Raw genomic sequence first — 24,638 nt, 5'->3', positions numbered from 1 at the left:
AGGCTCCCCGATTGTGGCAGGCTTCAGGATGCGGGCTGGTTCGCAAGCCCGATCAGCATATCCATCACCAGCGCGGAAGGGTCAAGGTTGACCGCCCGGCCCAATCGCGCACGTGCCGATAGTTCGGCTTGCGCTGCCGCCCAAAGCTGCGCTGCCCGCTGATCGGGCGCAATGCGGGCCAGAACCTCGGCCTCGCCCTCGGCGGCTTCGGGATAGGGGGGACCCAGAAGGCCCGCGCGTGCGGCACGGGTCAGGAAGCGGTCGATCAGCGTGACGATCAGATCGAAAGGGTCGCCATCGGCACTGGGGCGGCCTGCGGCGGTGTCGGCCAGCGCCGCCACGGCCCGGCGGTCGATGCGGGGGTAATCGGCGAACAGACGGACGATGGCTTGATACAGGTCCAGTCCGCCCTGACCGGCAAGGCGAACCGCCTCTCCGACCGAACCGCCTGAAAGGGCAGCCAGCCGCGCGGGATCGCCCTCGATTCCCAGATCAAGCAGAATGGCGGCCATGCCATCGGGGTCCAGCGGCAGCAGCCGCAATTCGCGGCAACGCGAGCGGATGGTGGGCAGCAGGCGACCCGGCTGATGCGCGACAAGGATCAGGACCGCACCTTTCGGCGGCTCCTCAAGCTGCTTCAGCAGCGCATTGGCGGCGGCAAGGTTCATCTCATCGGCGGCGTCGATGATCGCCACACGGCGGCCACCCTCGGCCGCGGACATGTGGAAAAAGGATTGCAGCCGGCGGATTTCATCCACGGTGATCTCGGTGCGGATACGGCCGGTCTTTTCATCGACAGGACGGCGCACCAGCATCAGGCGGGGTTCCGACAGCGCCCGGATGCGGCGCACGACCGGGGCTTCGGGGTCGGTCCACAGCCGGTCCGGCGCGCCGCCGGACAACAGCCATTTCGCCAGGGCCCAGGCCAGGGTTGCCTTGCCCGTGCCGCGCGGGCCGGTCAGCAGCCAACCGTGATGCAGGCGATCCGCACGGGCCGCGCCAAGGAAATCCGCGACCGCCTGATCCTGACCCAGAACCTGGCTTGCCTCGCGCGGATGCGGGGCACCGGGGGCGCGGTCGGGTTCGGGGATATCCTCGTCGCTCATGGCAGGGCGGCAAGGACGCGGGCCGCGACCTCGTCCTGCGAACCGCTGCCGTCGATCAGCCGGATGCGGTCGGGAAACTCCTGCGCCAAGGCCAGAAAACCCGCCCGCAGGCGCTTCTGGAATTCCAGCCCGAGGCTTTCGAAACGGTCCTCGGTTCCGCCGCGTTCAGCGCCGCGGCCACGGGCGGTGGCGGGATCGGTGTCGATAATGCAGGTCAGGTCGGGTTCGATGCCGATGACCAGACGGTGCAGATCTTCGACCAGCTGGCGGTTTTCGGCCCGGACCAGTCCCTGATAGACCCGCGAACTATCGGCGAAGCGGTCCGAAATCACAGTCTCGCCCCGCGCGAGCGCGGGCTGGATCAGGCGTTCGACATGGTCGCGTCGTGCAGCGGTGAACAGCAGCAGCTCGGTTTCCGGGGACCAGCGTTCGCCGCGACCCTCAACCAGCAGCTTGCGGATCTGCTCGGCCCCTTCGCTGCCACCGGGTTCGCGGGTCAGCGAGACCGTCACGCGACGGCTGCGCAGCGTATCCGCCAGCCGCCGCGCCTGCGTCGATTTCCCCGAACCGTCGATCCCCTCGAAGCTGATGAACATCCCGGCCAGCGGCTTAGTTGTTCACGGCCTGCATGGCGTGCTGGCTCAGGCGCGAGGCCGCGTTCTGCAGCCGCCCGAACACGCCCGCGCGGCCGACATCGCTGGCCGCCAGCAGCGGCAGGCGCGACTGTCCGGCGCCGGGGATGTTGACCAGCAACTCACCCAGCTTGTCGCCCTTGGTGATCGGCGCCTCGATCGGGCCGTTGAAAACGGCCTCGGCGGTGACGCCCGATTGCGAGCCGGCGGGCAGCAGCACCTTGACGCCGTCTTCGGTGGTCAGGCCGACCTTGCTTTGGTCACCCAGCCAGACCGGAGCCTGCGCGACGATTTCACCCTTGGGGACGATGGTGCGCATGGTGAACTGGCGATAGGCCCAGTTGACGATCCGCTCGGCCTCTTCGGCGCGGGCGCGATCGCTGGGCAGGCCGGAAATCACAAAGATGATGCGCCGTCCGCCCTGAACCGCCGAGCCGACCAGACCGTAGCCCGCTTCCTGCGTATGGCCGGTCTTGAGTCCGTCAGCCTTCCAGTCGCCGCCGCCAAGATGCAGCAGCGGGTTGCGGTTGTTCTTGTTGGAGGGCACCCGCCCCTTGTAGCTGAACTGGGTCATGCCGAAGTTCGGGTAAAGATCGGGGAATTCGGTGATCAGTCGCAGCGCCAGCGTGCCCAGATCGTGCATCGACATGACATGTTCGGGGTCCGGCCAGCCCGAGGCATTGGCGAAATGCGATTTCGTCATGCCCAGTTCCTTGGCGCGCTGGTTCATCGACCGGGCAAAGGCTTCCTCGGTCCCGGCGAGTTCCTCGGCGACCACGACGCAGGCATCGTTGCCCGAGTTGATGATGATGCCGTGGATCAGTTCCTCGACGCTCGGCCGGTCGGCGGGTTCGACAAACATCCTCGATCCGCCCATCTTCCATGCCTTGGTCGACACCGGAAGGGTCTGATCCATGGTCACACGGCGATCATGCAGGGCCTCGAACAGCATGTTCAGGGTCATCAGCTTGGACATCGAGGCCGGGGGCAGCGGGGTGTCGGCGTTCTTCTCCATCAGGACCGTGCCCGTCGCGACATCATAGACCCAGGCGGCGCTGGCATTGGTGTCGAAGGCGCGCGCGGGCAGGGCGAACGCCATGACAAGGGCGATGATGCGAAGCGTCATGAGGCGCATGGAGTATCCTTGAGACCTGTCGGTTTGGGCATATGACTATCGCAGCCGTCGCGTGGCCGCAACGCCGCACGGGCCGTCGCGGCCCGCGTTTTTCATGATGCGCGACATGGGCAGGCCCGTGGTTCGGGCCTTCTTTCAGTAGCTGCGGATCAGGCCGACCAGACGGCCCTGCACGCGCACCTTGTCCTCGGGCAGAACGCGGGTTTCATAGGCCGGGTTTGCGGCCTCCAGCGCGATCATCCCGCCCTTGCGGCGATAGCGCTTCAAGGTCGCCTCAAAGCCCTCGACCAGCGCCACGACGATATCGCCATTTTCGGCGGTGGTCTGTTCGCGGATCACCACGACATCGCCGTCGTTGATCCCGGCTTCGATCATGGAATCGCCTTTTACTTCAAGCGCATAGTGGCTGTCCTGCGCGCTGAGCATGGTGCTGGGGACGGCAATGTGATGCGAGACTTCCGAGATCGCCTCGATCGGGACGCCTGCAGCGATGCGCCCCATCACCGGCAGTTCCACCGCCGAAATCGCGATGGGCATGGCGTTGCGGGGCTGAGGCACGGGGCGGTCGGGCACGACGCCCTCGATCACCCGGGGCTGGAAGCCGGTTCCCTTGCTGAGGTTATCGGGCAGACGCAGGATTTCCAGCGCGCGGGCGCGATGCGGCAGACGGCGGATGAAACCGCGTTCCTCAAGCGCCGTCACAAGACGGTGAATGCCCGATTTCGACCGCAGATCCAGCGCCAGTTTCATCTCATCGAAGGACGGAGGCACGCCGTCGCGGGCCATGCGCGCCTGAATGAATTCAAGCAGCTGGATTTGCTTCCTGGTCAGCATCGTCTTTTCCTGCTCTGCCGCATTTGTCATGATGTTCCTTGAATGTTCTAGAACAATCAAACCCTTGCGTCAATGACTATGCCGATTCGCGTAAATAAGCGGTTAACCACGCTGTGACTTACAGCGCGATGAAGCTGACCTGCTCGCCAGCCTTGCGTGCCGGGTCATGGGCAGGGCGCACCAACAGGGCGTCGGCCTCGGCCAGAACCCACAGGCGGGCGCTGTCCTGATCCTCAAACGGCGCGATCCGGGGCAGGCTTTCGCCGGGGATCAGCCGCGCGCGCAGGTAATGCTGGCGGTCGCCCTCGGGGGGAAGGTCGCGGTCCAGCACGGCCTGTGCCACGCCGTCGCCCGTGGGCAGGCCCTGCATGGCGCGGATCAGCGGCTGCATGAACAGCTTCGCACAGACAATGGCCGAAACCGGGTTGCCGGGCAGGCCCAGCATCGCCGTCTCGCCGATCCGGCCCGCCATCAGCGGCTTGCCGGGGCGCATCGCCAGCTTGTAGAAGGACCGCTCCATCCCCAGCCCCTCGGCCACGCGCGCGATCAGGTCGTGATCGCCGACCGAGGCGCCGCCGATGGTCACGATCAGGTCGGCACCTTCGGCCTCGGCAAAGCGGGCGCGCAGGCTGTCTTCGGTGTCGCGGGCAAGGGGCAGGATAAAGGGCTCGGCCCCGGCCTCGCGCGCGAGCGCCGCAATCGCGATGTCGTTCGAGCTGACGATCTGTCCCGCGCCGGGCTGCTGGCCGGGACGGACCAATTCATCCCCGCCCGCCAGCACCGCGACGCGAGGGCGGCGGGCGACGCTGACCCGCGCCACGTTCATTGCCGCGATCAGTCCCAGATCCGAGGCTCGCAGCGCCCGGTCCGGCCGGAACGCCGTGCCTTCGGTGAAATCATTGCCCCGCAAACGGATATTCAAATTCGCGCTCGCACCCTCGACCGTGATGCGGCCGCCTTCGCGCGTGACATGTTCCTGCATCACCACGCGGTCATAGCCGGGCGGTACCTCGGCCCCGGTAAAGATGCGGATGGCCGAGCCGGGCGGAGTTTCCCCGGCAAAGGGCTCGCCCGCCGCCGCCGTGCCGATCACCTCGACCGGGCCGGGCAGATCCGAGGAGCGCAGCGCATAGCCGTCCATGGCCGAGGCATCGAAGGGCGGCTGGGTCAGGCGCGCCACGGCGGGGGCGACCATCGCACGACCCAGCGCCTCGGCGACCGCGATTTCCTCGGACTCGGGCGGTTGCGCCAAGGCAAGGACAAGGGAGCGGGCTTCGTCGACGCTGATCATGGGGGACCCTTTCAGGAGCGGAACTCAGGGGGCGCGGAACTCGCCCGATTTGCCGCCGGTCTTGGACAGCAGGCGGATGCCTTCGATCCGCATGTCCTTCTGCGCCGCCTTGAGCATGTCATAGACGGTCAGGCAGGCGGTGGTGACGGCGGTCAGGGCCTCCATCTCGACCCCGGTCTTGCCGGCGGTCTTGACGGTGGCGGTGACGCGGATGCCGGGCAGATCGGGTTCGGCCGCCAGTTCGACGGCGACCTTGGTGATCGGCAAAGGATGACACAGCGGGATCAGATCCGAGGTGCGCTTGGCCCCCATGATCCCGGCCAGACGCGCGACGCCCATGACATCGCCCTTGGCCGCACCACCCTGCGCCAGCGCAAGGGTGTCCGCAGACATGATCACCACACCTTCGGCCACAGCCTCGCGCGCGGTCTCGGCCTTGTCCGAGACATCGACCATATGGGCCTGACCCTGCGCGTCGAAATGCGTAAGCGTCATGCGGCAAGGCCCAGAATATTGCGAGTGGCCCCGGTCACATCGGCCTGCCGCATCAGGCTTTCGCCGATCAGGAAGCGCTTGACCCCGACACCCGCCATCAGGTTCAGGTCGGCAGGGGTGAACAGCCCGCTTTCGCAGACCAGATCGCGGTCGGACGGCACATGCGGGGCCAGATCCAGCGTGTTCTGGATGCTGATCTCGAAGGTCTTCAGGTTGCGGTTGTTGACCCCGATCAGCGGCGATTTCAGGCGCAGCGCGCGGTCCAGTTCCTCGCGGTCATGGACCTCGATCAGCGCGTCCATGCCCCAATGCAGCGCTGCGTCCTCAAGCTCGGCGGCCAGCGCGTCATCGACGGATGCCATGATGATCAGGATGCAATCGGCACCCCATGCGCGGGCCTCGGCCACCTGATAGGTGTCATAGAGGAAATCCTTGCGCAAAGCGGGCAGGTTGCAGGCGGCGCGGGCCGCAGTCAGGAATTCCGGCGCGCCCTGAAAGCTGGGGCCATCGGTCAGCACCGACAGACAGGCGGCACCACCGGCCTCATAGGCCTGCGCCAGCGACGGCGGGTCGAAATCGGGGCGGATCAAGCCCTTGGACGGGCTGGCTTTCTTGATCTCGGCGATCAGGGCATGGCCGGTCGCGGCCTTGTCAGACAGCGCACGGGCGAAACCGCGCGGAGCATCAGCGGCGCGGGCGGCTTCCTCGACCCCGGCCAGCGGGCGAACGGCCTTGGCGGCTGCGATTTCCTCAAGCTTGTAGGCTTTGATGCGGTCAAGAATATCCATGCGCGTTTTTACCCTGCGACGGCTGTTTCGGAAAGGGCCCAGTCAATGGGCATATCGCCGCGGGCCGCCAGCCAGTCATTGACCCGGCTGAACGGACGCGAGCCGAAAAACCCGCGCCGGGCCGACAAGGGAGAGGGATGGGCGGTCTCGATCACCAGATCCTGTGCGCGCGGCAGACCGGCCAGCGCCTTTTGCGCATGCGCGCCCCACAGGATGAAGGCCAGCGGGCGTTCCTTCTGCGCGCGGGCAACGGCCTGACGCGCCAGACGGTCCCAGCCCCATTTCGCATGCACCCCCGCCTGTCCGGGCAGCACGGAGAGCGAGGTGTTGAGCAGCAAGACCCCTTGCCGCGCCCAATGGCTGAGGTCGCCATTCGGTGGGGCGTGGCCCAGATCCTCGCGCATCTCGGTGTAGATGTTCTTGAGCGAACGCGGCAGCGCGGTTTCCGGCGTGACCGAAAAGGCCAGCCCGTTCGCATGTCCCGGCGTGGGGTAGGGGTCCTGACCCAGAATGACGACGCGGGCAGCTTCGGGCGGGGTCAGCTCCAACGCGGCAAAGACGCGGGACGCGCCCGGCAGCCAGTCCTGACCGTCCAGCCGGGCGCTGATGCCCGGCCAGTCCTGATCGAAAAAGGGCAGTCCGGCCCAGGCTTCGGGCAGGCTCATGCCTCGGGCGCGCCGACATGTGCGGCGAGGGCCTCCAGCTTGGCCTTGGCCTTGCCGCTGTCGATGGAGTCGCGCGCCATTGCCGCCCCCTCGCGCAGATCGGCGGCCTTGCCCGCAATGAGCAGGGCGGCGGCCGAGTTCAGCAGCACCGCATCGCGGTAGGCACCGCGGTCGCCCGCCAGCAGCCCGCGCAGGGCACCCGCATTCTGCGCCGGATCGCCGCCAAGGATGGCATCGAACGGGTGGCTGTCGATCCCGGCATCGGCGGGGGTGATCTCGAATTCGGTGATCTCGCCCTCTTTCAGCTGCGCGACCCAGGTCACCCCGGCGATCGAGATCTCATCCGTGCCATCCGAGCCATGGACCAGCCACGCCATGTCGCTGCCCAGCTCGCGCAGGGTTTCGGCCATCGGGCGGTTCCAGATCCGGTCGAAGGTCCCGGTCAACTGCCTGCGGACCGAGCCGGGATTGGTCATCGGCCCCAGCAGGTTGAAGATGGTGCGCGTGCCCAATTCGGCGCGGGCCGGTCCGACATGGCGCATGGCCGGGTGGTGCATCGGTGCCATCATGAAGCAGATGCCGATTTCGGCCAGTGCCCTTTCCGCGACCTCGGGCGGGGTCATGACGTTCAGGCCCAGATGGGTCATCGCGTCGGCCGAGCCAGATTTCGAGGACAGGTTGCGGTTGCCATGCTTGGCGACCGGCACGCCCGCACCCGCCACGACAAAGGCCGTCGCGGTCGAGATGTTCAGCGTGCCCTTGCCGTCGCCGCCGGTGCCGACGATGTCGATGGCGTCGTCAGGGGCCTTGATGCGGTTCATGCGGGCGCGCATGGCGCGGGTGGCGGCGGCGATTTCCTCGACCGTTTCGCCGCGCACGCGCATCGCCATCAACAGGCCACCGATCTGGGCGGGGGTGGCCGCACCCTCGAACAGCGCCGAAAAGGCGGCCTCGGCTTCGGACCCGGTCAGCGGGCGTTCGGCGGCGATGCCGATCAGCGGGCGGATATCCGACGCGCTCATGCCGCCGATTCCATGTTCGAGCAGCGGCGCAGGAAGTTGCGGATCATGTCGTGGCCATATTCCGAGGCGATGCTTTCGGGGTGGAACTGCACGCCCTCGATCGGCAGGGTCCGGTGCATCAGCCCCATGATCGTGCCATCCGCCGCCGTCGCGGTGACGCGCAGGCAGTCGGGCAGGCTTTCGGGTTCCACCGTCAGCGAATGGTAGCGCGTCGCGGTCAAGGGCGAGGGCAGGCCGGTGAAAACCCCGGTGCCGTCATGGCTGATCGCATCGGTCTTGCCGTGGACGATCCGGCTGGCGCGGACGACCTTGCCGCCGAATGCCTCGCCAATGGCCTGATGGCCAAGGCAGACGCCGAACAGCGGAATCGCACGTTCCGACGCGGCCCGGATCAGCGGGACGATGATCCCGGCCTGTGCCGGATCGCAGGGACCGGGAGAGATCACGATCCCCTGCGCGCCCATGCCCAAAGCCTCGTCCACGGTCAGCGCATCGTTTCGCCAGACCCTGACATCGGCTCCTGCCTCGCCCATGTAATGCACGAGGTTCCATGTGAAGCTGTCGTAATTGTCGATGAGCAGGATCATGGCAGGGCCTTGCATTGGGGGGTGAACCCCGGAAAATCTGCGGCTATAGATGGTGCAAAGCCTGCACAAGGGTCAACCCCGCGGGCAATAAAAACAGGGGCGGAGGGCCGTATCGCGCATGGCAAAGGGATTTGCGGCGGGACTGTTTCACGGGGCGCTGACCTGCGTCGCCGCCTTGGCCGCTTTGTCGCTGATCCTGCCGCAACCGGCCCGGCGCGACCAGACCTCGACCCCCGAGGCGATTACACCCGCCCCGCCACCAGCACCGGTGGTCAAGGTTGATCCGCCAGCTATCCCAGACAGTTCGCCCCCGCCCGCCGCTCCGGTGCCCGCCCCGTCCCAATCCCCGGTGGTCGAGGATATGACCCCGCCCGAAGGATCGGAATTCGCGCGCGGCACCGATATCGCCCCGGTCTCACCCGCGCCGATGGCCGCGGTCGCGCCGCGATCGGTCGAGGCTCCTGTCGCCCCGGCCCCGCAGGCCGAATCCCTGCCCGCACCCGCCGATCCCGCCCTGCCGCCCGAGGCGCGGGGCGAAGTCCCCGAAGTTTCGGGCATGTCCGCCCCGGCCCCCGACCCGATCGCGCTGCCGGACACCCCGCCCGACAGCCCCGCCGCCATGCAGTCCGCGTCACGCGCGGCCCCGCAGGGGCTGGCGGCGCCGGCTGACGAGCCGGTCTTTGCACTGCCATCCGAACCGCAGCCCGATCCGCAACCGGCCAGTGCGCCCGCGCCGGAACAGGGCCTGAACCTTTCCACCCCTCCCGATTTCGGCGCCCTGCGCCTGAACGGGGCAAACGAGTGATCCGATGCTTCCCCTGAACCCCGCCATTGCCGCCACCTTCCGCCCGCCCGTAATGGAGGCGCGGCGCTGGCTGGAAGGCGTCACCTTCACCCCCGAGCGCCCGCTGATCAACGTGAGCCAGGCCGCCCCGGTCGATCCGCCGCCGGAGCCGCTGCGCCGTGCCATGTCGGAAGCCGCGCTGAACCAGCCCGACGCGCATTTCTACGGCCCGGTGCTGGGCCGCAGTGAGCTGCGCGAGGCCGTGGCCACGGATTGGAGCCGCGCCTATGGCGGCGTGATCCGCCCCGAGCAGGTCGCGATCACTCAGGGCTGCAATCAGGCCTTCTGCGCCACGATCCAGACGCTGGCCGGGCCGGGCGATGAAATCATCCTGCCGTTGCCGTGGTATTTCAACCACAAGATGTGGCTGGACATGCAGGGCATCCGCTCGGTCGGGCTGCATTGCGGGCAGGGGATGATCCCCGATGCCGCCGAGGCCGCAAAGCTGATCACCGACCGCACCCGCGCCATCGTGCTGGTCAGCCCGAACAACCCCTCGGGGGCGGAATATCCGGCGGAAACGCTGCGCGCCTTCTTTGATCTGGCGCGCTCGCGCAATCTGGCGCTGATCGTGGATGAGACTTACCGCGATTTCGACAGCCGCAGCGGCGCGCCGCATCACCTGTTCGCCGATCCCGATTGGGGCGACACGCTGATCCATCTGTACAGCTTTTCCAAGGCTTACCGCCTGACCGGGCACCGCATCGGCGCTGTGGTGGCCAGCGAAGCCCGGATGATCGAGATCGAGAAGTTCCTGGATACCGTCGCCATCTGCGCCAGCCAGATCGGCCAGATCGGTGCGGCTTGGGGCATGGCGAACCTGACCGAATGGCTGGCCGGTGAGCGGGCCGAGATCCTTGCCCGCCGCGCGGCGATGGATGCCGGAATGGCATCGCTGGAGGGCTGGAAGGTCAAGGGCTGCGGGGCCTATTTCGCCTGGGTCGAGCATCCTTTTGACCTGCCTTCGCCGGAACTGGCCAAGCGGCTGGTGCGCGAGGCGAGCGTGCTGCTGCTGCCCGGCACCATGTTCATGCCCGAGGGCGACGCGGACGGCGCGCGCCATGTCCGCATCGCCTTTGCCAATGCCGACGTCGCCGGGATCGGTACGTTGATGCATCGGCTTGCGAGTTTTCGCGGCTAAGCGCGCGCCCCGCGCGCTTGTGAGCAGGCGTGCCGCGTCCGTCAGGGTCGCGGCACTTGCCGTGGGGCCCGCAGCACCCTAAAGACTGCAAGGACGAAAAAAACGGGCAGGACAGCTAATGCGCGGCAAGGGCAAATCGACCATCGTCTGGTTGCTGATGGGGATGCTGGTCCTGGGGCTTGGAGGCTTCGGCGTCACCAATTTCTCGGGCGGCACGGCGGATATCGGATCGGTGGGCGAGGTCGAAGTGTCCTCGCAGGACTATGCGCGGGCCTTGCGCAACGAAATGCAGGATTTCGCGGCACGTACCGGCAAGCAGCCGACCGCTGCCGAGGCCAAGGCCATGGGGCTGGATCAGATGGCCCTGTCGCGGCTGATGGTCTCGGCCGCGCTTGAGGATCAGGCGAACCGTCTGGGCATCTCGGTCGGCGATCACGCCGTGGCCGAACAGATCACCAATGCCGCCGCCTTCAAGGGCATCGACGGCAAGTTCGACCGCGCCCGCTATGCCGACACGCTGCAGCGCGAAGGCATCCGCGAAGCCGATTTCGAACATGACCTGCGCATGGATGCGGCACGCGTCATCCTGCAACAGGCGACGCTGGCCGGGATCAAGGCCTCGCAGCCGGTCACCGACCGCTCGCTGGGCTGGCTGCTGGAAACCCGCGACATCCACTGGCAGGAACTGACCGCAGCCGATCTGGCCGCGCCGATCGCCACGCCCGACGATGCGACGCTGGAAGCATGGCACAAGGCCAATGCCGACCGCTTCACCCATCCCGAGATCCGCAAGATCACCTATGTCTGGCTGACCCCCGAGATGATCGAAAAGACCGTCGAGGTCGACGATCAGGCCCTGCGCGACCTTTATGAGCAGCGCAAGGACGAATACCAGCAGCCCGAGCGCCGCATGGTCGAGCGTCTGGTCTTTCCGACCGTCGCCGCCGCCGAAGAGGCCAAGGCCCGTCTGGACAAGCATGAGATCAGCTTTGAACAGCTGGCCGCCGAACGTGGCCTGACGCTGGCCGATCTGGATCTGGGCGAGGTTTCGCAGGCCGATCTGGGTCCGGCGGGTGCGCCCGTCTTTGCGCTGGACCAACCCGGCATCGCCGGTCCGGTCAGCAGCGATCTGGGCCCGGCGCTGTACTCGATGAACGCCATTCTTGAGCCGGTCGACGTCACCTTCGAACAGGCCAAGGGCGATCTGCGCCTTGAGGCCGCGATCGACCGCGCCCGCCGCCAGATCGATGAGCAATCGGCCTCGATCACCGACCTGATGGCCGGTGGTGCGACGCTGGAGGATTTGGTCAAGGAAACCCACATGCAGCTGGGGCAGATCGACTGGACCGCCAGCACCGGCGACGATCCGGGCAGCATCGCGGCCTATCCCGAATTCCGCCAGCACGCCGCCGAGGTCACCCAGTCCGACTTCCCCGAGCTTTACACCTTCGAGGATGGCGGCATCTTCGCCCTGCGTCTGGACAAGATCGAGCCTCCGGCACTGATCCCCTTCGCCGAGGTGAAGGACCGCGTTGCCGCCGACTGGCTGCAGAACGAAACCATGCGCCAGCTGATGGCGCTGGCCGAGGAACGCAAGCTGGCCAATGCCGCCGCGATCGAGCCCGCGAATCCTGCTCCGGCGGCGGCGACCGCCCCGGTCGCGCAGGCGGTGGGTGCGGCCCCCGCGCCGACCCCGGTCATCCCCCAGCAAGCCCCCGAAAAGGGCCATGCGGAAACCGGCCTGACCCGTGGCGGCTTCATCAACGGCGTGCCGCAGGAAGTCGTCAGCAAGGCCTTTGAAATCACCGAGCCGGGCGAGGCCGAGATCGTCGATGCCGACAATCGCGTCTTCCTTGTCACGCTGGATCAGGTCCATGCCGCCGCGACCGACGCCCCCGAGGCTGGGCAGATGCGCGACAGCATCGCCAACCGTCTGGGCGATTCCATGCGTCAGGATGTGTTCGACTATTTCACCCGCGCCGTTCAGGCGCAAAGCGGCGTGACCGTGAACCAGACCGCGATCGACGCGGTGAACACGCAGATGCAGTGATGGACATCTCTCCCGACTTTACCGATTTCGAACGCGGCTGGAGCGAGGGGCGCAACCAGCTTCTGACCATCCGTCTGGCCGCCGATCTGGACACCCCGGTCAGCCTGATGCTGAAGCTGGCCGAGGCCGCGCCCAACAGCTTCATGCTGGAAAGCGTGACCGGCGGCGAGGTGCGGGGCCGTTATTCCTTTGTCGGCATGAAGCCCGACCTGATCTGGGACTGCCGCGACGGCGTCGCCCGGATCAACCGGACGGCGCGCTATTCGGATGAGTTCACCACCGATGACCGCCCGGCGCTGGACAGCTTGCGCGCGCTGATCGCCGAATCCCGCATCGACATGCCCGACGGCGTGCCTGCCGGGGCAGCGGGCCTTTTCGGCTATCTTGGCTATGACATGATCCGTCTGGTCGAGCGCCTGCCCGATGTGAATCCCGACCCGCTGGGCCTGCCCGATGCGGTGATGATGCGCCCCTCGGTCGTGGCCGTGCTGGACGGCGTCAAGGGCGAGGTTCTGCTTTGCGCCCCCGCATGGCATCAGGACGGCACCCCCGCCCGCGCCGCCTATGCCCAGACCGCCGAGCGCCTGATGGAGGCGCTGCGCTCGCTCGACCGTCAGCCCAGCGAGCCGCGCGCGCTTGGCCATGACCTGAAGGTCGGCGAATTGCGCAGCAATTTCAGCAAACCCGCCTATCTAGCCGCGGTCGAGAAGGCCAAGGATTATATCCGCGCGGGCGACATCTTTCAGGTCGTGCCCTCGCAACGCTGGGCGATGGATTTCCCGCTGCCGCCCTTTGCGCTTTATCGCAGCCTGCGCCGCACGAACCCCTCGCCCTTCATGTTCTACCTGAATTTCGGCGGCTTCCAGATCGTCGGTGCCTCGCCCGAGATCCTCGTGCGCCTGCGTGGCGGCGAGGTCACGGTGCGCCCCATCGCGGGCACCCGCAAACGCGGTGCCACCCCCGAGGAAGACAATGCGCTGGAAGCCGATCTGCTGTCCGACCAGAAGGAGCTGGCCGAGCATCTGATGCTGCTGGATCTTGGCCGCAACGATGTCGGCCGGGTGGCGAAAATGGGCACGGTGAAACCGACCGAGCAATTCATCGTCGAGCGCTACAGCCACGTCATGCATATCGTCTCGAACGTGGTGGGTGAGCTGCGCGAAGGCGAGGATGCCCTGTCCGCGCTGCTGGCAGGGATGCCCGCAGGCACGGTCTCGGGCGCGCCCAAGGTCCGCGCCATGCAGATCATCGACGAGCTGGAGCCCGAAAAGCGCGGCGTCTACGCTGGCGGCGTGGGTTACTTCGCCGCCAATGGCGAGATGGACATGTGCATCGCGCTGCGGACCGGCGTGGTCAAGGATCACACGCTTTACATCCAAGCCGGTGGCGGCGTCGTCTATGACAGCGACCCCGAGGCCGAGTTCATGGAAACCGTGAACAAGTCCAACGCCCTGCGCCGCGCCGCCGAAGAAGCCGCACGTTTCGTGCGCGGGAACGGGTAGCGCGATGACAACGATCATCACCGGCGCAAACCGAGGGATCGGAGCAGGGCTGCTGGCAGCCATGGCGGCGCGCGGTGATGATGTCATCGGCACCAGCCGCAAGGCCACTGGCGATCTGGTACCCTGCGACGTGGCCCAACCCGATGGGCTGACGCCTTTGGTCACCGCATTGGGCGCGCGTCCGCTGGACCTGCTGGTCTGCAATGCCGGGGTCTATCTGGATCGCGGGCAAAAACTGGATCACGGCTTTCCGCCCGAGGATTGGGCCGCCGCCTTCGCCGTGAACGTGACCGGCGTGTTCCTGACGGTGCAGGCACTGCTGCCCGCGCTGCGCAAGGCCCGTGGCAAGATCGCCATCATCTCGTCGCAGATGGGCTCGGATACCCGCGCGCCCGGCGGCAGCTACATCTATCGCGCTTCCAAGGCGGCGGTGCTGAACCTTGGGCGCAATCTGGCCGCCGACCTGCGGCATGAAGGCATCGCGGTCGGCATCTACCATCCCGGCTGGGTCCAGACCGATATGGGTGGATCAGGCGCCGAAATCACCGTCGAGACCTCGGTGCAGGGCCTTATCGCCCGCTTCGACGCGCTGGACCTGCACACTACCGGCAGCTTTCTGGACTATGACGGCAAGACGCTGGCGTTCTAGGTAGGGTATCTCGGCAGGTTCGTGCGATCTTGCATCATCAAATGCGAGAGCCGTATTCGACTGCGTTGAAGATGGTAGGCTAAGTTTTTGGTGTCACGCCGGAGCGTAGCAACCTGTGCGTGACCCGCCGTCCAAAAACCGGCGGCAGGCCAAATGACAGGACCATTATCCCGCACGGTATGGGTTGACCGCGCGGAACGTCAGAGCAGAAAATCTCCGGATCCCAGACGAGTGCTGCCGTTTAGCTGGATCTCGAAATCGAAGATGGTATCGCCGTTCACATCGCCCCTGATCAGCGTCATGTCACCACTACGGACCTGCCAGACGGCATGCGCACGTGCCGCGCCCCCCGATAGGTCCAGCGCCTGATTACCCGCTACCGCCGAATTGGCGTCGACCCCTTGCAGATCCAGATCATCGATCCCCCGCTGAAAGTCAGTGATCTGATCGCGATTGGTCCCTTTGCCGGTAACTCCGGTCGCGAAGACGAAGACATCCACCCCCTGTCCGCCAGTCATCGTATCAACGCCGCGTCCGCCATCCAGCGTATCATTGCCCGCGCCGCCATCCAGCCGATCACGGCCATCCCGGCCCAGTAGCAGGTCGTTACCGTCCTGCCCATTGATCAGGTCATTGTCATTGCCGCTGTCGAGCGTGTCATTGCCGCCACCTCCGAGCAGGGTGTCATTGCCGTAGTAGCTGCTAAGGCGGTTGCCGAGGCTGTTGCCAGTCATGTGATCATCTTGGCCGGACAGAGCTGCCGCCGCCTCAATGTTTCTCAGGACAATCCCGCCGTAACCGTCAATTGTCTGAGGCCCGGTCAGCGCCAGATTGACGCGGCCATAGATATGGACGGTATCAAAGCCCGCCCCGCCATCGAGGACCTGATTGGCTCCGCCGGCAGTCAATGTATCATTGCCCGTCCCTCCGTTCAGGATCTGACCGCCCTGTCCGCCCAAGATTCTGTCATGGCCGCCCATGCCCTCGATCATCTCGATCGAGGTAAAGTTATGGCCATCAAGCGTATTGGTGCGGCTATCTCCGCGCAGCGTATCCACGCCTGCACCGCCATCGACCCATCCGCGAGGGATGGGATAGTTGCCTCCCATAATCAGCAGATCGTTTCCGGCTCCACCGCTCAGGATATCCAGATCGCCGCCACTGATAAGCGTGTCATTGCCGCTGCCGCCTTGCAGTGTCTCCATGACATGTGCGCTGCCGCGCAACCAAAAGTTTGCTCCGCCGACTGCCTTGATTGCCTCGAAGTCGACAATCAGATCGCGGCCCTGCCCGGTATCCTGGCGTTCGGTATTCGACAGATCGATCCGAAAGGTGCCCAGATCCGCCCGGATCAGCAGTGTGTCGGTCTGCGAGCCGCCATAAAGATCGTCATCTCCGGTTCCGCCAGAGATCGTATCACGGCCTTCTCCACCATAAATTGTGTCATTGCCGGGACCGCCGTAAACGGCGTCGTGCCCGAGCAGGCCATAGATCAGGTCGCTTCCGGCAAAGCCATTGATGGTATCGCGGCTGCTCTCGTCGCCCCAATTCTCGCGAATGATATCGTCACCGGGCGTGCCGTTGATGGGCATGGTTCATGCTTTCGCTATCCAAAATCGCAGTCTGAATGGTCATGCGACATGGTCGGAACAAGGCGGAACGGCTGGTCAGGATGTTTTTGGCGAGCCATGTTGCCACCGGGCGACATCTAAGCCCGACGGCCACGTTGGAGCCCGGATGGCACGCTGTCCGACTGTGGGCTGGCCGGGGTATCACGTCGTTGACCGGGTAAACGCCCACATCCATTGTCGTCGGTCAGATATGGTTTTTTTTGACCGGGATCTGGACGTCGGCGTCCTTTCCCTGGAAGCTTGGGACCGCCCCAACGCCAGGGGCGAGGAGTTGAGCAAGCGAGGCATGACGGCCCCTTTAAAGAATGGTCCACAAGTAGTCCTATTGGATTTGACGGCCCGATGGCTTTGGGACCAGTTGTCGTAGGGGAAGTGTACCCTCGCTCTACAGCCCGTCTACGCGCAGTGTCCGTGGGTCACAGCAAAAAACCCCAGCACTTGCCGGGGTTTTCAGACATATCGCGATGTGGTTGCGTACAACGCGCGCAGGCGTTGCGGGGATCAGTCTTCGCCGCGATAGGGCTGGACGTATTGCAGCGCCATGTCCCAGGGGAAGAAGATCCAGGTGTCCTGGCTAACCTCGGTCACATAGGTCTGGACCATCGGGCGGCCTTTCGGCTTGGCATAGACGGTGGCGAAATGCGCCTTGGGATACAGCTTGCGGACATGCTCCAGCGTGCGGCCGGAATCGACCAGATCGTCGATGACCAGGATGCCCTCGCCATCGGCCATCAGCTCATGGTCGGGGGCTTTCAGGACCTGGATCTCGCCCTGCTTGGCCTCGGCGCCGACGGCCTTGTAGGATTTGACCGAGATCGTGTCGATGGTGCGCACGTCCAGCTCGCGGGCGACGATCATCGCGGGGACAAGGCCGCCACGGGTGATCGCAAGGATGGCGCGCCATTCGCGTCCGTCCAGGCGCCATGCCAAGGCCCTCGCATCGCGGTGCATCTGGTCCCAGCTGATATGGAAGCCACGCTCATGCGGCAGGCGGTCGTTCATTCGTTCAGTCCTTTCAGTGCTTGATGATCAACATCAGGCCCAGCAGTGCCAGCGCAATGGCCGCAGCCCGGTCGATCCAGATTTTTGCGCCAAAATAGCGCCTCCGCATCCCCGCTGTCGACATCAGAACTGCAACAAGCGTGTACCAGAACAGCTCGGTGGCAAGACATATCGCATAAATCAAGGCCTGACGCTGCGGAGCCATCGGCTCGGGGAACACCGACAGAATCAGTGCCGCATAGAACAGCGCCGGTTTGGGGTTCGAGAGATTCAGCGCGATCCCGCCCCAGAAACCCTTGGAGGTGCCTCCTGCGGCCTGAGGCAGCGGCTGGGTCGAGGCGCGCCATAGCGCCCATGCGAACCACAGCAGGTAAACTCCGCCAAAGATCTTCATCGCCATGAACAGCGGCGGGTGCAGCTTGAACAGCACCGCCAGTCCCGCCAGCGCAAAAATGCACCATAGCGATGCGCCCGTGGCCAGACCCAGTGCATAGGGCAGGGCGCGGGCCCGACCATGCGCGAAGGCGGTCTGCACCGTCGCGATGATCGCCGGGCCCGGCGTCAGGATCGCCAGCGACAGCGCCGAGACAAGCGCAATGACCTGCTCGACGCTCATGGCTGGGGATCAGTCCTTCTTGGTGGTGGCGATGTCGGGCGCGTCGACGGCCTTCATGCCGACGACATGATAGCCCGCATCGACGTGATGGGTTTCGCCGGTGACGCCCGAACCCAGATCCGACAGCAGATACAGGGCCGACTTGCCGACCTCGTCTTGCGTCACGTTGCGGCGCAGGGGCGAGTTCAGCTCATTCCATTTCAGGATATAGCGGAAATCGCCAATGCCGGATGCCGCCAGCGTCTTGATCGGACCGGCCGAGATGCCGTTCACGCGGATGCCGTCCTTGCCCAGATCTTCGGCCAGATAGCGGACGCTGGCTTCCAGCGCGGCCTTGGCAACGCCCATGACGTTGTAATGCGGCATGACGCGTTCTGCGCCATAATAGGTCAGTGTGACCATCGAGCCGCCATTCGGCATCATCGCGGCCGCGCGACGCGCCACGGCGGTGAAGGAATAGACCGAGATGTCCATGGTCAGCAGGAAGTTGTCGCGCGTCGTGTCGGCATAGCGCCCGCGCAGCTGTTCCTTATCCGAGAACCCGATCGCATGGACGATGAAGTCGATGCTGTCCCAGCGCTCGGCAATGGCGGCGAACAGCCCGTCGATCGAGGATTCATCCCCAACGTCGCATTCCGCGATCAGGTCCGAGCCAAGCTGCGCGGCCAGCGGCTCGACGCGCTTCTTCAGAGCATCGCCCTGATAGGAAAAGGCCAGTTCGGCCCCTTGGTCGGCCAGCGCCTTGGCGATGCCCCAGGCGATTGACTTGTCGTTTGCGAGCCCCATGATGAGGCCGCGACGGCCTTTCATCAGCCCCATACCGGCTTCACTTGACATGATGCTGCCCCTAGCGCTTCTACGTTTCGGCAGGATTAGGACAACTGCAAGGAGGCATCAAGCAGTATCACCATGACTGATCGCACGGGAATTTTTGCCGGGGATGACCCTTTCGTCATTGCGCGCGACTGGTTGGCCGAGGCCAGTAAAACCGAACCCAATGACGCCAATGCCATCGCGCTGGCCACGGTCGATGCCCAAGGGCTGCCCGATGTGCGCATGGTCCTGCTGAAAGAGATCGAGGGCGAGGGTGAAAACGGCGCCTTTGTCTTCTATACCAATTTCGAAAGCGCCAAGGGCAGCCAGATCGAGGCCACCGGCGTCGCGTCCTTCGTCATGCACTGGAAAAGCCTGCGCCGTCAGATTCGGGTGCGCGGCCATGTCAGTCGGGTCGAGCCGGAGCTGGCCGATGCCTATTACGACTCACGTGCCCTGCAGTCGCGGATCGGGGCTTGGGCGTCGAAGCAAAGCCGACCGCTGGAAAGCCGGGCGGCCCTGATGGCTGAGGCTGCAAAGCAGGGTATCAATCTGGGGTTGCGACCGTCACGTCCTCCGCACTGGGGCGGATACAGAATTCGTCCGGTTCAGATCGAATTCTGGGCAGACGGTGCCTTCCGTCTACACGACAGATTTCAGTGGATTCGCCGTGATTTTGCCAAACATAATAGCGATTTGCGCAGTTCCACTAATGTATCAGATCAAAGTTTATGGTTGGTAACACGTCTTAACCCTTGATGAGAGGGAATGTTTTATACATGGTATGGAAAACCTGACCAGGACTGAGCAGTCCGGGACCCGTTCATCTTTGCGTTGTGAATTGATCCCTAAGACACGTCTGAGCAAGATCAGGGCCATGAGTAGGGTGGACGCATGAGTGTGGGCGACGATCAGCTCCGAGAGATAGTCGGAGTCGTCAAATGGTTCGATGGCGGGAAGGGTTTCGGTTTTCTGACCGATCCTGACGGCGGATCGGATATCCTGCTGCATTCCAACGTTTTGCGTAATTTTGGACAAAGCTCGGTGGCCGAGGGCGCGCGTGTTCGCGCCATGGTCCAGAATACTGCGCGCGGCGTGCAGGCGGTCGAGGTGCTGTCGATCGACGCCCCGGCCAGCGAGCCGATGCCCGCCATTGCCGATCTTTGCGCCGCCACCCCCGATGAGGTCGCGCGCCTGCCGCTGCTGCCGGCGCGGGTGAAGTGGTTCGACAAGGCCAAGGGCTTTGGCTTTGCCAATATATTTGAACAAAAGGCCGACGTGTTCCTGCATGTCGAGGTCCTGCGCCATTCCGGTTTTTCCGATCTGGCGGTGGGCGAGGCGATCGCGCTGCGCGTCGTCGATGGCCGGCGGGGGCTGATGGCCGCGCAGGTCATGTCATGGGAACGTGCAGCGCAGGAGGCCAAGGGGCCAATGTTGGGGGGAGCGGCCGCGCTCGCTAAAATGCGGCTGGTTGCGGGCGCGGTATGAATTGGCTGGTCGCAGCTGTTCTCGTGATGATGACCTCACCGGTGGCGGCGCTTGCCGCGGCCCCGGTCTGTAGCACCGACAAGGCGATCTTTCTGGGCGGGGCCGCGCCGGTCTCGGTCACGGTCGAGATCGCAGACGATCCCGACGAACGCGCGCAGGGGCTGATGTTCCGCCGCGAACTGGCCCCAGATGCGGGCATGCTGTTCATCTATGAACAACCGCAATCGGTCAGCTTCTGGATGCGCAACACGCTGATTCCGCTGGACATGATCTTTATCGATTCGCGCGGTGCCGTGCGTCACGTGCATCCCAATGCCCGCCCGCTGGACGAGACCTCGATTCCCGGCGCGCAGGTGGGCGACCCTGCTCCTGCCCGTCTGATGGTGCTGGAAGTCGCGGGCGGAGAGGCTGCGCGACTGGGTATCCGGCCGGGTATGGTGCTGGCCCATCCCGCCCTGCCGCAGAAAACGGCCCTCGCGCGCTGCAACTAAGCGCGGCGACTGCGATTTCCTCTTTCCCCTTCCCGCGGCAGCGGCTAGACAAGCCTCGGTTCGGGGCGTAGCGCAGCCTGGTAGCGCGACGGTTTTGGGTACCGTAGGCCGGAGGTTCGAATCCTCTCGCCCCGACCAGTTTTCCCATAGTTCAGCGATGTTTGCCGCATTGGCCCGAAAAGGCTGCCGGCAAATGATCCCACGTCCTTTCCTCCCTTGCCCTTTCGCCGTGCCCCCCCTAGAACGCCCCGAAATATGTGGCTGCTGGGGGGCAAGGGATGCCGCTTCTGGTGATGAAATTCGGCGGCACTTCGGTGGCCGACCTTGAGCGCATCAAGAATGCTGCTCAGAAGGTCAAACGCGAAGTCGAACGCGGATATGACGTCATTGTCATCGTCAGTGCCATGTCGGGCAAGACGAATGAACTCGTGGGCTGGGTCGAGGCGACCTCACCCTTGTTCGACGCACGCGAATATGACGCGGTCGTCGCCTCGGGCGAGAACGTGACCGCGGGCCTGATGGCGCTGACGCTTCAGGAAATGGACGTGCCGGCGCGCAGCTGGCAGGGCTGGCAGGTGCCGATCAACACCACCGCGCAGCATTCCTCGGCGCGCTTCGTCGACATTCCGCGCAAGAATATCGACACGAAATTCGCCGAAGGCATGCGCGTCGCCGTGGTCGCGGGCTTCCAGGGGCTGTCGCCCGAGGGTCGCATCACCACGCTGGGCCGGGGCGGTTCGGATACCACCGCCGTGGCCTTTGCCGCTGCCTTCGATGCCGAGCGCTGCGACATCTATACCGATGTGGACGGGGTCTATACCACCGATCCGCGCATCACCTCCAAGGCGCGCAAGCTTGACAAGATTGCCTTCGAGGAGATGCTGGAACTGGCCAGCCTGGGCGCCAAGGTCCTACAGACCCGCTCGGTCGAGCTGGCGATGCGCTACAAGGTCCGCCTGCGCGTGCTGTCGTCCTTTGAGGACACGGATGAGAAATCCGGCACCCTGGTCTGCGATGAGGATGAAATCATGGAATCGAAAGTCGTCAACGGCGTCGCCTATTCCCGCGAAGAAGCCAAGATCACCCTGGTCACCGTCGAGGACAAGCCGGGCATCTCGGCCGCGATTTTCGCGCCTCTGGCCGAAGCGGGCGTGAACGTGGACATGATCGTCCAGAACATCTCGGAAAAAGATTACGACGATCACCCCGGCAACGTGACCGACATGACCTTCTCGTGCCCGGTCAATCAGGTCGCCCGCGCCAAGAAGGCGATGGAAGAGGCCAAGGCCGCCGGTCAGATCGCCTATGACGATCTGGTCGTCGACACCGAAGTCGCCAAGGTTTCGGTCGTGGGCATCGGCATGCGCAGCCATGCCGGCGTCGCCGCGCATATGTTCAAGGCGCTGGCTGATGAGAACATCAACATCAAGGTCATCTCCACCAGCGAGATCAAGATTTCGGTGCTGATCGACCGCAAATATATGGAACTTGCGGTGCAGGCGCTGCATGATGCCTTCGAACTTGAACAGGCCTGAGTGAGCGACCGGGCCGTGATCGGAGGATCCGTGCCCGACCGCAAGGACAGCGACTCGCGCAAGCTGCTTTTGCGGCTTCGCGAGATCTTGGCAGCCCCCGGAGGCGGGCAAGACCGGCTTGACCGCATCACCCATCACATCGCCGATTCGATGGGGACGCAGGTTTGTTCGATCTATCTGTTCCGCGACCCCGAAACACTTGAACTTTGCGCGACCGAAGGGCTGAAATCAGCCGCCGTCCACAAGACCCGGCTACGTCTGGGCGAAGGTCTGGTCGGTCGCGTTGCCCGTTCCGGGCGCTATGTGAATACCGCCGACGCGCCGTCAGAGCCCGGCTTCCGTTTCATGCCCGAGACAGGCGAAGAGGTCTATTCCAGCTTTCTTGGCGTTCCCATCCAGCGTGTCGGCGAAAAGCTGGGCGTATTGGTCGTCCAGTCCCGCGATGTGCGCCGCTTCAGCGACGATGAGGTCTACGGGCTTGAGGTCGTCGCCATGGTGCTGGCCGAGATGGTCGAACTGGGCGCGTTTCTTGGTTCGACCGATGGCATGCCCGCCCAGCACCGCTTTCCGATCATGCTTCGCGGCGGCATCGCGCAAGAAGGCGTGGCCGAGGGCCGCGTCTGGCTGCACGAACCCCGCGTCGTGGTCACGAATCCGGTCGGAGAAGACCCGCTGAAGGAAAAGGCCCGGCTGAACGAGGCCGTCGCCATGCTGCGCGTGACCGTGGACACGATGCTGGCCGCGACCGACATGGGCTCGGGCGACAGCGCCGAGGTGATGGAGACCTATCGCCTGTTCGCCCATTCCCGCAGCTGGCTGCGCCGCATGGAGGAAGCGATCGACCTTGGCCTTTCCGCCGAGGCTGCGGTCGAAAAGGAACAGAGCCAGGCCCGTGCCCGGCTGGAAAGCGCCGCAGACCCCTATCTGCGCGACCGGCTGCATGATCTGGACGACCTGTCGAACCGCCTGCTGCGCATCCTGACCGGGCAGGGCGGCGATACCGGGGCCGAGATGCCCGACAACCCGATTCTGGTCGCCCGCAATATCGGCCCTGCCGACCTGCTGGATTACGGTCGCAAGCTGCGCGGCGTGGTGCTGGAGGAGGGCTCGGTCGGCAGCCATGCCACGGTGGTGGCGCGGGCCTTGGCGATCCCGCTGGTGATCCATGCCGAGCGCATCACCTCTGAGGCGCTGAACGGCGATCCGATCCTTGTCGACGGCGATATGGGCATCGTCCATCTGCGCCCCGAGGAAACCGTCGCCAATGCCTTCCGCGACAAGATGGCGATGCAGGCCGAGGCGCAGAAGCGCTATGCGGGCCTGCGCGACCTGCCCGCCACCGCCACCTGCGGCACCACGATCCAGCTTTATATGAATGCAGGGCTGATGGCCGATCTGCCCAGCCTTGAAAGCTCGGGCGCGGAAGGGGTGGGGCTGTTCCGGACCGAGCTGCAGTTTCTGGCCCGCACCCGCGTCCCGCGCCGGGGCGAGCTGGCAGCGCTGTATGCCAAGGTGCTTGAGAACGCCCAGAACAAGCCGGTGATGTTCCGCACGCTGGATATCGGCTCGGACAAGGTGCTGCCCTATATGAAGCCGCAGGACGAGCCCAACCCCGCCATGGGCTGGCGTGCGATCCGGGTGGGGCTGGACAAGCGCGGCGTGCTGCGGATGCAGTTACAGGCGCTGATCCGCGCCTCGGTCGGGCGTCCGCTGCATGTGATGTTCCCCTTCATCACCGAGATGTACGAATTCGAGGAAGCCCACCGTCTGCTGATGGAGCAATTCGCGCGCGAGCAGCGACTGGGCCATGACGTGCCGACCGATCTGCGGGTGGGCGCGATGTTGGAGACGCCCTCGCTGGCCTTCGCGCCAAAGAAGTTCTTCGAGATGTGCGATTTCATCTCGGTGGGCGGCAATGATCTGAAGCAGTTCTTCTTTGCCGCCGACCGCGAGAATGAGCGCGTCCGCCGTCGTTACGATTCGCTCAACACCTCGTTCATCGCGCTGCTGGAACAGATCCTGCAGCGCTGCTCTGACGCGCGCGTGCCGGTGTCCTTCTGCGGTGAGGATGCAGGCCGCCCGATCGAGGCGGTGACCTTTGCCGCCTTGGGCTTCCGCCGCCTGTCGATGCGTCCGGCTTCGATCGGGCCGGTCAAGCACCTGATCCGGCGCGTGGACCTGAATGAACTGAAACGCGTGATCGACGATGCCCGCGACATTGGCGAAACCAACCTACGGCGCCCCGTCACCGACTGGCTGGCCCGGCAATCCTGAGCCTTTGACGGTCTGATACCAGAACAAGCAAAAGCCGCCCGAGGAGG

The 24,638-nt window shown here is 65.0% G+C and carries 24 protein-coding genes and 1 tRNA gene; 11 read left to right on the top strand and 14 right to left on the bottom strand.

Features of this window, described 5'->3' with window-relative positions; all coding sequences use genetic code 11:
- Nucleotides 1–23: 23 nt before the first annotated feature.
- From IB235_RS03350 to IB235_RS03305, 10 genes are all read right to left on the bottom strand, one after another.
- A complete protein-coding gene (locus IB235_RS03350; protein ID WP_192335535.1) occupies nucleotides 24–1,106 on the bottom strand; it encodes a DNA polymerase III subunit delta' in 1,083 nt (360 codons plus the stop codon).
- Nucleotides 1,103–1,702: a dTMP kinase gene (tmk, locus tag IB235_RS03345; RefSeq protein WP_192335533.1), complete on the bottom strand. Its 600-nt coding sequence runs from the start codon at nucleotides 1,700–1,702 to the stop codon at nucleotides 1,103–1,105. Before tmk ends, IB235_RS03350 begins: the two co-directional genes overlap by 4 nt.
- A 13-nt stretch (nucleotides 1,703–1,715) precedes the next feature.
- A complete protein-coding gene (locus tag IB235_RS03340) occupies nucleotides 1,716–2,873 on the bottom strand; it encodes a D-alanyl-D-alanine carboxypeptidase family protein (RefSeq protein ID WP_155038176.1) in 1,158 nt (385 codons plus the stop codon).
- Between the two features lie 135 nt (nucleotides 2,874–3,008).
- On the bottom strand, nucleotides 3,009–3,707 hold the full coding sequence (gene lexA, locus IB235_RS03335) for a transcriptional repressor LexA (protein WP_192335531.1): 699 nt from the start codon (nucleotides 3,705–3,707) through the stop codon (nucleotides 3,009–3,011).
- Nucleotides 3,708–3,825: 118 nt separating this feature from the next.
- Nucleotides 3,826–4,998 carry a gephyrin-like molybdotransferase Glp gene (gene glp / locus IB235_RS03330; RefSeq protein WP_192335529.1) on the bottom strand — a complete coding sequence of 391 codons (1,173 nt, stop codon included), beginning with the start codon at nucleotides 4,996–4,998 and terminating at the stop codon, nucleotides 3,826–3,828.
- 24 nt (nucleotides 4,999–5,022) lie between these two features.
- A complete protein-coding gene (gene moaC / locus IB235_RS03325; RefSeq protein WP_192335527.1) occupies nucleotides 5,023–5,493 on the bottom strand; it encodes a cyclic pyranopterin monophosphate synthase MoaC in 471 nt (156 codons plus the stop codon).
- Nucleotides 5,490–6,281, bottom strand: a complete 792-nt coding sequence (gene trpC, locus IB235_RS03320; protein WP_192335525.1) for an indole-3-glycerol phosphate synthase TrpC — start codon at nucleotides 6,279–6,281, stop codon at nucleotides 5,490–5,492. Before trpC ends, moaC begins: the two co-directional genes overlap by 4 nt.
- Nucleotides 6,282–6,289: 8 nt before the next feature.
- Complete coding sequence (locus IB235_RS03315) at nucleotides 6,290–6,946, bottom strand: uracil-DNA glycosylase (RefSeq protein ID WP_192335523.1); 657 nt, start codon at nucleotides 6,944–6,946, stop codon at nucleotides 6,290–6,292.
- Entirely contained in the window at nucleotides 6,943–7,968 is a 1,026-nt protein-coding gene (gene trpD, locus IB235_RS03310) for an anthranilate phosphoribosyltransferase (RefSeq protein ID WP_155038171.1), read from the bottom strand. The genes IB235_RS03315 and trpD overlap by 4 nt, the downstream gene beginning before the upstream one ends.
- Entirely contained in the window at nucleotides 7,965–8,555 is a 591-nt protein-coding gene (locus IB235_RS03305) for an aminodeoxychorismate/anthranilate synthase component II (RefSeq protein ID WP_155038170.1), read from the bottom strand. Before IB235_RS03305 ends, trpD begins: the two co-directional genes overlap by 4 nt.
- Before the next feature lie 118 nt (nucleotides 8,556–8,673).
- Here IB235_RS03305 and IB235_RS03300 point away from each other — a divergent pair, with 118 nt between their 5' ends.
- The 5 genes from IB235_RS03300 to IB235_RS03280 all read left to right on the top strand — a co-directional run bounded on the left by IB235_RS03300 (nucleotide 8,674) and on the right by IB235_RS03280 (nucleotide 14,741).
- On the top strand, nucleotides 8,674–9,360 hold the full coding sequence (locus IB235_RS03300) for a hypothetical protein (protein WP_192335521.1): 687 nt from the start codon (nucleotides 8,674–8,676) through the stop codon (nucleotides 9,358–9,360).
- Between the two features lie 4 nt (nucleotides 9,361–9,364).
- A complete protein-coding gene (locus tag IB235_RS03295; RefSeq protein ID WP_192335520.1) occupies nucleotides 9,365–10,540 on the top strand; it encodes an aminotransferase in 1,176 nt (391 codons plus the stop codon).
- Nucleotides 10,541–10,658: 118 nt separating this feature from the next.
- The gene (locus tag IB235_RS03290) at nucleotides 10,659–12,590 is read left to right on the top strand and encodes a peptidylprolyl isomerase (RefSeq protein ID WP_192335518.1); all 1,932 of its coding nucleotides are present in this window, start codon (nucleotides 10,659–10,661) and stop codon (nucleotides 12,588–12,590) included.
- Nucleotides 12,590–14,092: an anthranilate synthase component I gene (gene trpE / locus IB235_RS03285; protein WP_192335517.1), complete on the top strand. Its 1,503-nt coding sequence runs from the start codon at nucleotides 12,590–12,592 to the stop codon at nucleotides 14,090–14,092. The genes IB235_RS03290 and trpE overlap by 1 nt, the downstream gene beginning before the upstream one ends.
- A 4-nt stretch (nucleotides 14,093–14,096) precedes the next feature.
- Complete coding sequence (locus IB235_RS03280) at nucleotides 14,097–14,741, top strand: SDR family NAD(P)-dependent oxidoreductase (RefSeq protein ID WP_192335516.1); 645 nt, start codon at nucleotides 14,097–14,099, stop codon at nucleotides 14,739–14,741.
- 200 nt (nucleotides 14,742–14,941) lie between these two features.
- Here the strand turns inward: IB235_RS03280 and IB235_RS03275 are convergent, their stop codons facing one another.
- From IB235_RS03275 to fabI, 4 genes are all read right to left on the bottom strand, one after another.
- Nucleotides 14,942–16,333 carry a calcium-binding protein gene (locus IB235_RS03275; RefSeq protein ID WP_192335515.1) on the bottom strand — a complete coding sequence of 464 codons (1,392 nt, stop codon included), beginning with the start codon at nucleotides 16,331–16,333 and terminating at the stop codon, nucleotides 14,942–14,944.
- A 540-nt stretch (nucleotides 16,334–16,873) separates the two neighbouring features.
- Nucleotides 16,874–17,374: a xanthine phosphoribosyltransferase gene (gpt, locus tag IB235_RS03270; RefSeq protein WP_155038164.1), complete on the bottom strand. Its 501-nt coding sequence runs from the start codon at nucleotides 17,372–17,374 to the stop codon at nucleotides 16,874–16,876.
- Nucleotides 17,375–17,387: 13 nt separating this feature from the next.
- On the bottom strand, nucleotides 17,388–17,990 hold the full coding sequence (locus IB235_RS03265; protein WP_192335514.1) for a LysE family translocator: 603 nt from the start codon (nucleotides 17,988–17,990) through the stop codon (nucleotides 17,388–17,390).
- Between the two features lie 9 nt (nucleotides 17,991–17,999).
- Nucleotides 18,000–18,827 carry an enoyl-ACP reductase FabI gene (fabI, locus tag IB235_RS03260; RefSeq protein WP_281353094.1) on the bottom strand — a complete coding sequence of 276 codons (828 nt, stop codon included), beginning with the start codon at nucleotides 18,825–18,827 and terminating at the stop codon, nucleotides 18,000–18,002.
- 72 nt (nucleotides 18,828–18,899) lie between these two features.
- Here fabI and pdxH point away from each other — a divergent pair, with 72 nt between their 5' ends.
- The 6 genes from pdxH to ptsP all read left to right on the top strand — a co-directional run bounded on the left by pdxH (nucleotide 18,900) and on the right by ptsP (nucleotide 24,591).
- Nucleotides 18,900–19,562, top strand: a complete 663-nt coding sequence (pdxH, locus tag IB235_RS03255) for a pyridoxamine 5'-phosphate oxidase (protein ID WP_155038162.1) — start codon at nucleotides 18,900–18,902, stop codon at nucleotides 19,560–19,562.
- A 135-nt stretch (nucleotides 19,563–19,697) separates the two neighbouring features.
- Nucleotides 19,698–20,291, top strand: coding sequence for a cold-shock protein (locus IB235_RS03250; RefSeq protein WP_155038161.1), 594 nt, complete (start codon nucleotides 19,698–19,700; stop codon nucleotides 20,289–20,291).
- On the top strand, nucleotides 20,288–20,782 hold the full coding sequence (locus IB235_RS03245; RefSeq protein ID WP_155038160.1) for a DUF192 domain-containing protein: 495 nt from the start codon (nucleotides 20,288–20,290) through the stop codon (nucleotides 20,780–20,782). Before IB235_RS03250 ends, IB235_RS03245 begins: the two co-directional genes overlap by 4 nt.
- A 61-nt stretch (nucleotides 20,783–20,843) precedes the next feature.
- Nucleotides 20,844–20,920 (top strand) — tRNA-Pro (locus IB235_RS03240).
- Nucleotides 20,921–21,060: 140 nt separating this feature from the next.
- Complete coding sequence (locus tag IB235_RS03235) at nucleotides 21,061–22,317, top strand: aspartate kinase (RefSeq protein WP_155038159.1); 1,257 nt, start codon at nucleotides 21,061–21,063, stop codon at nucleotides 22,315–22,317.
- Between the two features lie 30 nt (nucleotides 22,318–22,347).
- On the top strand, nucleotides 22,348–24,591 hold the full coding sequence (ptsP, locus tag IB235_RS03230; RefSeq protein WP_192335513.1) for a phosphoenolpyruvate--protein phosphotransferase: 2,244 nt from the start codon (nucleotides 22,348–22,350) through the stop codon (nucleotides 24,589–24,591).
- Nucleotides 24,592–24,638 lie beyond the last annotated feature (47 nt).

This window comes from Paracoccus sp. PAR01, from assembly GCF_014851995.1.
Taxonomy (GTDB): Bacteria; Pseudomonadota; Alphaproteobacteria; order Rhodobacterales; family Rhodobacteraceae; genus Paracoccus; species Paracoccus litorisediminis.
The sequence above is the reverse complement of the archived record's forward strand: the minus strand, read 5'-3'. Positions and strand labels throughout refer to the sequence as shown.